This window comes from Streptomyces sp. NPDC001728 (genome assembly GCF_040297565.1).
Taxonomy (GTDB): Bacteria; Actinomycetota; Actinomycetes; order Streptomycetales; family Streptomycetaceae; genus Streptomyces.
In genome coordinates, this window is record NZ_JBEOZK010000002.1 from 546,695 (window position 1) to 556,196 (window position 9,502).

Here is a 9,502-nt window from a genome sequence, read left to right on the forward strand (position 1 = left end):
CCGAGGGCACGGGCACGCTTTCCTGACACTCCTTTAATCACCCATTTCGACGAACCGCCATGCAATACCGGCATAAGCGACAGAGGCGGCTATACGGTCACCTTCATGGCTGTCGACACCCGCGTCCCGGACGAGGACTGCGAAGCGATCACCGGCTGGGGACGCACCGCCCCCACCCTCGCGCGCGTGCACCGGCCCCGCGCCCACGCCGAGGTCGTCGCCGCTGTGGACGCCCTCCGCGCCGACCCGGCCCGCGGCACGATCGCCCGCGGCCTGGGCCGCGCCTACGGCGACGCCGCCCAGAACGCCGGCGGCACCGTCCTCGACATGACCGGCCTCGACCGCGTCCTGGCCGTCGACACCACCGCCGGCCTCGTCGTCTGCGAGGCGGGCGTCAGCCTGCACCGGCTGATGACGGTGCTGCTGCCGCGCGGCTGGTTCGTGCCCGTCACCCCCGGCACCCGCTACGTCACCGTCGGCGGGGCGATCGGCGCCGACATCCACGGCAAGAACCACCACCTCTCCGGCTCCTTCGGCCGGCACGTCACCTCGCTCGAACTCCTCACCGCCGACGGCGAGATCCGGACCGTGCTGCCGGGCACCCCGCTCTTCGACGCCACCACCGGCGGCATGGGCCTGACCGGGGTGATCCTCTCCGCCACCCTGCGGCTGCTGCCCGTCGAGACCTCGTACGTGTCCGTGGACACCGAGCGCGCCCGCGACCTCGACGACCTGATGGCCCGACTGACGGCCACCGACCACCGGTACCGCTACTCCGTCGCCTGGATCGACCTGCTGGCCCGGGGCTCCGCCACCGGCCGCGCGGTCCTCACGCGCGGCGACCACACCCCGTACGACGCGCTGCCCCGCCGCCACCGGGCCCGCCGCGCCCCGCTCGCCTTCCGGCCGGGACGGCTGCCCGCCCCTCCCCCGTACGTCCCCGGCGGGCTCCTCGGCCGCGGCAGCGTCGGGCTCTTCAACGAGTTCTGGTACCGCAGGGCCCCCCGCCGGAGCACCGGCGCCGTGCAGTCGCTGTCCGCCTTCTTCCATCCGCTCGACGGCATCCCGCACTGGAACCGGATCTACGGCCGCGAGGGCTTCGTCCAGTACCAGTTCGTCGTCCCGTACGGGCGGGAGGAGGCCCTGCGGAGGGTGGTGCGGCGGATCGCGGACCGCGGCTGCCCCTCGTTCCTCGCCGTGCTCAAGCGCTTCGGCGCGGGCGACCCCGGCTGGCTCTCCTTCCCGCTCCCCGGCTGGACCCTCGCGCTCGACCTGCCCACCGGGCTCCCCGGGCTCGGGGCCTTCCTCGACGCGCTCGACGAGGAGGTGGTGGGCGCGGGCGGCCGGGTCTACCTCGCCAAGGACTCCCGGGTGCGGCCGGAGACGCTGGCCGCGATGTACCCGCGGCTCGACGCGTTCCGGGCGCTGCGCGCCGAGCTCGACCCCCGGTCCGTCTTTACCTCCGACCTCGCCCGCCGTCTCGACCTCTAGGAGTTCCCGTGAAGGACGCCTTCGGTGCCCCGCAGTCCCTGCTCGTCCTCGGCGGCACCTCGGAGATCGGCCTCGCCGCCGCCCGCCGGCTGATCGCCCGCCGTACCCGTACCGTCTGGCTCGCCGGGCGCCCCTCCCCCGCGCTGACCGCCGCCGCGGACTCGCTGCGCGTGCTGGGCGCGGAGGTGCGCACGGTCCCGTTCGACGCGCTCGACACCGCGTCGCACGAGGAGCGGCTCGGGAAGATCTTCACCGAGGGCGACATCGACATGGTGCTGCTCGCCTTCGGGGTCCTCGGCGACCAGGCGCGGGACGAGTCCGACCCGGTGGCCGCCGCCCGGGTCGCCCAGACCAACTACACGGGCGCCGTCTCGGCGGGCCTGGTGTGCGCGGGCGCACTCCAGGCGCAGGGGCACGGTTCGCTGGTGGTGCTGTCCTCGGTGGCGGGCGAGCGGGCCCGCCGCGCCAACTTCATCTACGGCTCCTCGAAGGCGGGCCTCGACGCCTTCGCCCAGGGCCTCGGGGACGCGCTGCACGGGACCGGGGTGCACGTCATGGTCGTACGGCCCGGGTTCGTGCGTTCGAAGATGACGGCCGGGCTCGCCGAGGCGCCGCTGGCGACGACCCCGGAGGCGGTCGCGACCGCGATCGAGCTGGGGCTGCGGCGGCGCTCCGAGACGGTGTGGGTGCCGGGGGCGCTGCGGATGGTGATGGCGGCGGTACGACACGTGCCGAGGCCGCTGTTCCGGCGCCTGCCGGTGTGACCTACGGCTCTCGGCGCTACGCGGTGGGGCTCGGTGTGTCGACCGGGCTGCCGCCCTGCGCCGGGACCGCCGAGATGGGCCGGCCGCTGCCGAACTCGTAGTCGTACAGCTTCCGCCAGACCCCGTCCGGGCCCTGCTCGTACAGCGCGAAGGAACGGCACGTCCAGGCCGCCTCGTAACCGGCGAGTTCCTCGTACGCCCGGTCCATCCCGTCCTCGGAGATGCCGTGCGCCACGGTGACGTGCGGGTGGTAAGGGAACTGGAGCTCGCGCACCAGCGGCCCGGCCTCGTCCCGGATGCGGTCCTGGAGCAGGGTGCAGTGGGGCACGCCCTCCTGCACCTTCACATAGACGACCGGCGAGAGCGGCCGGAAGGTCCCGGTGCCCTTGAGGCGCACGGGGAACGGCTGGTGGTCGGCGGCGACACCCGCGAGGTGCGCCTCGATCTCCGGCAGCCGCTCCTCCGCGACCTCGGTCGGCGGGACCAGCGTGACGTGCGTGGGGATGCCGTAGGCGGCCGGGTCCCCGAAGCCGGCGCGCCGCTCCTGGAGCAGGCTGCCGTAGGGCTCCGGGACCGCGATCGAAACGCCGAGCGTTACGGTCCCCACGTCGTTCTCCTCCGTTGTCGGTCGACTTGTGTCGGATGGTGCAGCCGCCAGTGTGCGGCCTCCACCACCCTTTGGGCCAGGGCCCCTGGTCCCGTGCCCGCTCAGTGCTTGGCGGGCAGGAAACCGATCCGGTCGTACGTCTGCGCCAGCGTCTCGGCGGCGACCGCGCGGGCCTTCTCCGCTCCCTTGGCCAGAACCGAGTCCAGCGTCTCCGGGTCGTCCAGGTATTCCTGGGTGCGGGTCCGGAACGGCGTGACGAAGTCCACCATGACCTCGGCGAGATCCGTCTTCAGCGCGCCGTACATCTTGCCCTCGTAGCTCTTCACCAGGTCGTCGACGGACGTGCCGGTGAGCGTGGACATGATGCCGAGGAGGTTGGAGACGCCCGCCTTGTTCTCCGGGTCGAACCGGATCACCGTGTCGGTGTCGGTGACCGCGCTCTTGACCTTCTTCGCGGTGACCTTCGGGTCGTCCAGGAGGTTGATGAGCCCCTTCGGCGTGGACGCCGACTTGCTCATCTTGATCGCCGGGTCCTGGAGGTCGTAGATCTTCCCCGTCTCCTTGAGGATGTACGGCGAGGGGATCGTGAACGTGTCGCCGAAGCGGCCGTTGAAGCGCTCCGCGAGGTCGCGGGTCAGCTCGATGTGCTGGCGCTGGTCCTCGCCGACCGGGACCTCGTCGGCCTGGTAGAGCAGGATGTCCGCGACCTGGAGCACCGGGTACGTGAAGAGGCCGACGGTGGCGCGGTCGGCGCCCTGCCGGGCGGACTTGTCCTTGAACTGGGTCATGCGGGAGGCCTCGCCGAAGCCGGTGAGGCAGTTCATGACCCAGCCGAGCTGGGCGTGCTCGGGGACGTGGCTCTGGACGAAGAGGGTGCAGCGCTCCGGGTCGAGACCGGCGGCGAGCAGCTGGGCTGCGGCGAGCCGGGTGTTGGCGCGCAGCTCCGCGGGGTCCTGCGGGACCGTGATCGCGTGCAGGTCGACGACCATGTAGAAGGCGTCGTGGGTCTCCTGGAGGGCCACCCACTGGCGGACGGCGCCGAGGTAGTTGCCGAGGTGGAACGAGCCTGCGGTGGGCTGGATTCCGGAGAGCACGCGGGGAACGTCAGAGGCCATGCACATCATTCTCTCAGGTGCGGGAAGCGATCCTCGACTGCCCGTCCCCCCACGCGTCGCGGGGACGGTCCTCGGTGAGACCGGGAACACACGGTGCGTCCCGCGGGCCCGGCGCTCCCGGTCCACGGGAGCGCGGGGCCCGGCCCTCCGCTGGACCGGGAGGCCCGGGGCCGGGAAGTCGGCCATCAGGCCGGTGACCTCGGCGCGGACCGTGGCGAGGGCCTGCTCGTCGCCGGTGCCGGCGGCCGTCACGGCGCGGTCGGTCCGGTCGGCGAGCGCCGCCATGTGCTCCGTGCCGAGGCCGCGGGAGGTGAGGGACGGGGTCCCGATGCAGATGCCGGAGGGGTCGAAGGGCGGCTGGCGCGCCGCGCGCACGAGGTTTCCCGGCCCGGGTCGCGAGCGACGATAGAAAGCAGGGGCCACACCCCTTCGGCGGGTCCATCCCGCGAGCCGCAGGACGAACGGAGATCCCGTGTCGAGCACCCAAGACGCGATCGCTTCGGCGGAGGCGCACAGCGCTCACAACTACCACCCCCTGCCGGTCGTCGTCGCTTCGGCGGACGGCGCCTGGATGACCGATGTCGAGGGGCGCCGCTATCTCGACCTGCTGGCCGGCTACTCGGCGCTCAACTTCGGGCACGGCAACCGGCGTCTCATCGACGCGGCGAAGGCCCAGCTGGAGCGCGTGACGCTGACCTCGCGCGCCTTCCACCACGACCGCTTCGCCGACTTCTGCACACAGCTCGCGGAGCTGTGCGGCAAGGAGGCGGTGCTGCCGATGAACACCGGCGCGGAGGCGGTCGAGACGGCCGTGAAGACGGCGCGGAAGTGGGGCTACGAGGTGAAGGGCGTGCCGGACGGGCACGCGAAGATCGTGGTCGCGGCGAACAACTTCCACGGCCGGACGACGACGATCGTCAGCTTCTCCACGGACCACGAGGCGCGGGACCACTTCGGTCCGTACACGCCGGGGTTCGAGATCGTGCCGTACGGGGACCTGACGGCCCTGGAGGCGGCGGTCACCGAGAACACGGTGGCGGTGCTGCTCGAACCGATCCAGGGCGAGGCGGGGGTCCTGGTGCCGCCGGCGGGCTATCTGGCGGGGGTGCGGGAGCTGACCCGCCGGCGGAACGTGCTGTTCATGGCGGACGAGATCCAGTCGGGTCTGGGCCGGACGGGGCGGACGTTCGCGTGCGAGCACGAGGGGGTGGTGCCCGACGTGTACATCCTGGGGAAGGCGCTGGGCGGCGGGGTGGTGCCGGTGTCGGCGGTGGTCGCCGACCGTGACGTGCTCGGGGTGTTCCGGCCGGGTGAGCACGGGTCGACCTTCGGCGGGAACCCGCTGGCCTGCGCGGTGGCCCTGGAGGTGATCGCGATGCTGCGGACGGGCGAGTTCCAGGAGCGGGCGGCGGAGCTGGGCGAGCACCTCCACGCGGAGCTGGGCCTCCTGGTGGGCGGCGGCGCGGTGGAGGCGGTGCGCGGACGCGGGCTGTGGGCCGGGGTGGACATCGCCCCGTCCCACGGCACGGGCCGGCGGATCTCGGAGAAGCTGATGGACCGGGGGGTGCTGGTGAAGGACACCCACGGCTCGACGATCCGGCTGGCACCACCGCTGGTGATCAGCAAGGAGGACCTGGACTGGGGTCTCGAACAGCTGAGGGGGGTGCTCTCGGACTGACCGTCGGCTCGGCGGCTACAGGATCACGTGCGGGAGGAAGCGGGCGTACTCGTCCGTGACCGGGCCCGCCGACTCCCGGATGCCCAGCCCCGCCGCCTCGTCCTCGACGACCCACGCGCCGAGTACCACCCGGTTGCCGTCGAAGTCCGGCAGCGGGGCCAGCTCCTGGTAGCAGCAGGGCTCCCCGTCCCGTACGAACGGTTCCGTGCCCGCCTCGTGCAGGGTGACGCCCGCGCCCTCGCGGCCGAGCAGCGGCTTGGCGACCCAGCCGGCCGTGGCGGCGAGTTCGCGCGGCCCGTCGAGGTAGGAGGGCAGCAGGTTGGGGTGCCCCGGGTACAGCTCCCACAGGATCGCGAGCAGCGCCTTGTTGGAGAGCAGCATCTTCCAGGCGGGCTCGATCCAGCAGGTCGTCCCGGTGCCGCCGCCGTTGTCCAGGGTGTCCAGGACGTGCCCGCCGAAGCGGTCGGTGGTCAGCCACTCCCACGGGTAGAGCTTGAAGCAGCTGCGGATGAAGCGGAGCCGGTCGTCCACGAAGCGGCGCGAGAGCCGGTCCCAGCCGATCCGTTCGACGGAGAGCGCCTCGGTGTCGATCCCGGCCTGCTGGGCGGTCTCGCGCAGATACGCGACCGTCATCAGGTCCTCGCCCAGCTCGTCGCCGTCCGAGTGCGCGAAGTACAGGGGGCCCGGGGGCAGGCGCGGGGCCTGGCGCCGCCAGGCGTCGACGAGCCGTTCGTGGAGGGAGTTCCACTGGTCGGCGCCGGGGAACCGTTCCTCCATCCAGAACCACTGCGGGCTGGCGGCCTCCACCAGCGAGGTGGGGGTGTCGGCGTTGTACTCCAGCATCTTGGCCGGGCCCGTACCGTCGTAGCGCAGGTCGAACCGCCCGTACAGGGATGGGAGTTCGGCGCGCCGCCGCCAGGACTCGGCGACCAGGGAGACCAGCTTCGGGTCGGTGATCCCCAGCTCCGCGAAGCGGTCGTGCTCGACGATGTGCGCGGCGGCGGCCAGGCACATCGCGTGCAGCTCCTCGACGACCTCCTCCAGCGCCTCGACCTCGGGGAGCGTGAAGGAGTAGTACGCGCTCTCGTCCCAGTACGGGCGGAGCGAACCGTCCGGGTGGCGGGTCAGCGGGTAGACGAGCCCCTGCTCCTCCACGGTCTCCTGCCAGCCGGGGCGGGGTTCTATGGTGTGCCGTTCCATGGCCTGGGCCCCTCTCAGCCGCCGCCGGAACCGGAGCAGCCGAAGCCGCCGGTGTCCACGGCGGTCTTGTCGAAGCTGCCGCCGCTGACCCGCTTGTCGCGGACGGAACCGCCGTAGTAGTACGAGCCGTGGGTGCTGCCGCCGTTGTCGTCGTCACCGCCGCCGCCACCGCTCTCGCAGCGGTAGCTGGGCAGTTCCTCCCGGGTCAGCGGGTCCACGCACCGCTTGTCCGGCTCGGAGCCGCACGCGGTGATCGTCGCCGCGAGCACACCCATCCCGCCGAGCACCACCGTGCTCGACCTCAGCCTCCGCATTCCGTCCGCCTCCCCTTCGCGCGACCGCCGGGGCCGCGTCCGTCGCGTCGCACGGTCACGCTTGTCGCGTTCACGCCTGTCGCGACCGCACAGTGTAGGCCGGTGCTTTCCGGCCGCGACCCGGCCGGGACCCGGTCGGGACCCGGTCGGGACTCCGTCGGCAGGACCTAGAGTCGTTTCGTGCTTCTAGGGATGATTTGTGCGCTCGCCTCGTCGGTCTGCTTCGGTGCGGCCTCCGTTCTGCAGGCGATGGCGGCCCGCGCCGCGCAGCCGGGGACCGGCAGCGGCGTCGACGTCACCCTGATGTGGCGGGCACTGCGGCAGTGGCGGTACCTCGCCGGTCTCGGCATGGACGGTCTGGGCTTCGTCCTGCAGATCATCGCCCTGCGCACGCTCCCCATCTACGTGGTGGGCGCGGCCCTCGCCGCGAGCCTGGCGGTCACGGCGGTCATCGCCTCCCGGGTGCTGCGGGTGCGGCTCAGCCGGGTGGAGTGGGCGGCGGTGGCCGTGGTCTGCGCGGGGCTCGCGCTGCTCGCGCTCGCCTCGGGACGGGAGGGCCACCGGGACGGCTCGGACGCGATGCGCTGGGCCCTCCTCGCGACGGCCTTCGGGGTGCTGCTGCTCGGTGTGGTCGGCGGCCGGCTGCCACAGCGGTCCCGGGCCCTCGTCCTCGGCCTGGGGGCCGGGTTCGGCTTCGGGGTGGTGGAGGTCGCGGTCCGGCTGATCGACGGCATCGACCTCACGGACCCCGTCTGGTACGCGCTCCTGGTGGGCGGCGGGTCCGCGTTCCTGCTGCTGACCTCGGCGCTCCAGCGCGGCGCGGTGACCACGGCCACGGCGGGCGCGGTGCTGGGCGAGACGATCGGCCCCGCGATCGTGGGCGTGGCCTGGCTCGGGGACACCACGCGCGAGGGCTACGGCTGGATGGCGGTCCTGGGCTTCGCGGTGGCGGTGGCGGGCTCCCTGACCCTGGCCCGCTTCGGCGAACCCCCGGAGCCGGTGCCGGACGGGGACCCGGCGGTGACGCGCGTGGGGTCGGGTCCGGAGCACGAGGGGTAGGGGGACGGGGCCCGAGCACGAGGGGTAGACCGCACTCCCGACCAGGACCCGCCCACCGGTCTGCCCTTCATGCCCCCGGTGCGGTCCCACGTAGCGGCATGACGAAGGCCCGCCCTACTCCCAACTCGTTGATAGCACGGGGCTGTTGTTTTTTCAGGCGCCGAGCTGCCCGACCTTGACGCTCTCGATGAACGCGGAGAACGCGCCGGCGGGCACGTCCAGCACCGGGCCGCTCGGAACCTTCGAGTCACGGACGGGGACGACGCCGAGGGTCGGCACCAGGTTGCGGGCGACCTCCACGCAGTTGCCGTCGTTGTTGCTGTGGGAGGACTTGAACCACTGCGGGGTCTGGGACGTCACGGGTAAGCCTTTCGTGCCTCACGGATCATGGCCACCGATGCCGCGTGTGGTAAGGCTTCGGCTTGCAACAGATGGTAGATCTTGAGCAACGTCAACACCGAGTCTGTGTTGCGCTCCATGTACCCCCGGATCTGCGACTCGGCGTACGCAAGCACGGACATGTCCGGCAGGGTCAACAGGTTGAGCGGGAGGTCAAGCGATCGATGCTCGCCCATGTCGTACGGAGCGATCTGCACAACGGTGTTGGCCTGTTCCGCGACATCCAAGAGTCGGTCTAGCTGCTCGGCCATGACCTCGGGGCCGCCGACCCTGCGGCGGATGCAGCTCTCGTCAAGGACTATCAGCATCATCGGCGGACGGTCACGAACAAGCGCCGCTTGTCGCTGCGCAAGGAATCGAACGCGTCTGTCCGCCCGTTCCGGTGTGATCGTGCCGCGCCGTACGTTGCTGTCCGCAAGACAGCGCGCATACCCGGGTGTCTGCAACAAGCCCGGAATGATGCCGATCTCGTACAAGCGGATCTCGACGGCTTCGCCTTCGTTGGCAACGTACTCCGGGAAGCCTTCGAGCAAGGGTCCGGGGCGGGTCTGCTGCCACCTGCGCTCGAAGGAATCTTCGGTACCCCTCAGGCCGAAGACTGCGTCAAGCTCCACCGAAAGAGGAAGGGTCGGGGGTTTACGGGCAGTTTCAACAGCAGAAATATGCTGACTGGAATATGCCGTTCGCGTAGCCAACTCCTCCTGGCTCCACCCTCGCACCTCGCGCACGCTGCGCAGATGTGCCCCGTAGGCCGCTTGCGGGCTGGACTCGGGGTCTAGCACCAACGCCGTTCAGTTAAGGGCGGGGCCGGGGCGTCAAGGGTCGGTCGTGAGCATGCTGATGCTGATGGTGGCCTTGTAGGTAGCCCGGTCGAT

Annotated in this window: 10 protein-coding genes; 4 read left to right on the forward strand and 6 right to left on the reverse strand. The window is 71.7% G+C overall.

Annotated elements, in window-relative coordinates:
- The first annotated feature begins 105 nt into the window (after positions 1 to 105).
- Both dprE1 and dprE2 read left to right on the forward strand, forming a co-directional pair.
- The gene (dprE1, locus tag ABT154_RS05450) at positions 106 to 1,491 is read left to right on the forward strand and encodes a decaprenylphosphoryl-beta-D-ribose oxidase (RefSeq protein ID WP_351853088.1); all 1,386 of its coding nucleotides are present in this window, start codon (positions 106 to 108) and stop codon (positions 1,489 to 1,491) included.
- Between the two features lie 8 nt (positions 1,492 to 1,499).
- Positions 1,500 to 2,255 (forward strand): decaprenylphospho-beta-D-erythro-pentofuranosid-2-ulose 2-reductase, encoded by a 756-nt coding sequence (dprE2, locus tag ABT154_RS05455; protein WP_351853091.1) that lies wholly within the window; start codon positions 1,500 to 1,502, stop codon positions 2,253 to 2,255.
- A 16-nt stretch (positions 2,256 to 2,271) separates the two neighbouring features.
- Here dprE2 and ABT154_RS05460 read toward each other — a convergent pair whose 3' ends face one another.
- Together ABT154_RS05460 and trpS are read right to left on the reverse strand one after the other, a co-directional pair.
- A complete protein-coding gene (locus tag ABT154_RS05460; RefSeq protein ID WP_351853094.1) occupies positions 2,272 to 2,862 on the reverse strand; it encodes a 2'-5' RNA ligase family protein in 591 nt (196 codons plus the stop codon).
- A gap of 101 nt (positions 2,863 to 2,963) precedes the next feature.
- A complete protein-coding gene (gene trpS / locus ABT154_RS05465) occupies positions 2,964 to 3,977 on the reverse strand; it encodes a tryptophan--tRNA ligase (RefSeq protein ID WP_351853190.1) in 1,014 nt (337 codons plus the stop codon).
- 472 nt (positions 3,978 to 4,449) lie between these two features.
- Between trpS and rocD the strand changes: the two genes are divergently transcribed.
- Positions 4,450 to 5,655: an ornithine--oxo-acid transaminase gene (rocD, locus tag ABT154_RS05470; protein ID WP_351853097.1), complete on the forward strand. Its 1,206-nt coding sequence runs from the start codon at positions 4,450 to 4,452 to the stop codon at positions 5,653 to 5,655.
- A gap of 15 nt (positions 5,656 to 5,670) precedes the next feature.
- Here rocD and ABT154_RS05475 read toward each other — a convergent pair whose 3' ends face one another.
- Positions 5,671 to 6,855: a glutathionylspermidine synthase family protein gene (locus ABT154_RS05475; protein WP_351853100.1), complete on the reverse strand. Its 1,185-nt coding sequence runs from the start codon at positions 6,853 to 6,855 to the stop codon at positions 5,671 to 5,673.
- A gap of 14 nt (positions 6,856 to 6,869) precedes the next feature.
- Positions 6,870 to 7,169, reverse strand: coding sequence for a hypothetical protein (locus ABT154_RS05480; RefSeq protein WP_351853102.1), 300 nt, complete (start codon positions 7,167 to 7,169; stop codon positions 6,870 to 6,872).
- A gap of 192 nt (positions 7,170 to 7,361) precedes the next feature.
- Here ABT154_RS05480 and ABT154_RS05485 point away from each other — a divergent pair, with 192 nt between their 5' ends.
- Entirely contained in the window at positions 7,362 to 8,228 is an 867-nt protein-coding gene (locus tag ABT154_RS05485; protein ID WP_351853104.1) for a DMT family transporter, read from the forward strand.
- A gap of 153 nt (positions 8,229 to 8,381) precedes the next feature.
- Here the strand turns inward: ABT154_RS05485 and ABT154_RS05490 are convergent, their stop codons facing one another.
- Together ABT154_RS05490 and ABT154_RS05495 are read right to left on the reverse strand one after the other, a co-directional pair.
- Positions 8,382 to 8,588 carry a DUF397 domain-containing protein gene (locus tag ABT154_RS05490; protein ID WP_351853107.1) on the reverse strand — a complete coding sequence of 69 codons (207 nt, stop codon included), beginning with the start codon at positions 8,586 to 8,588 and terminating at the stop codon, positions 8,382 to 8,384.
- Positions 8,585 to 9,412 carry a helix-turn-helix domain-containing protein gene (locus ABT154_RS05495; RefSeq protein WP_351853110.1) on the reverse strand — a complete coding sequence of 276 codons (828 nt, stop codon included), beginning with the start codon at positions 9,410 to 9,412 and terminating at the stop codon, positions 8,585 to 8,587. Before ABT154_RS05495 ends, ABT154_RS05490 begins: the two co-directional genes overlap by 4 nt.
- Positions 9,413 to 9,502 lie beyond the last annotated feature (90 nt).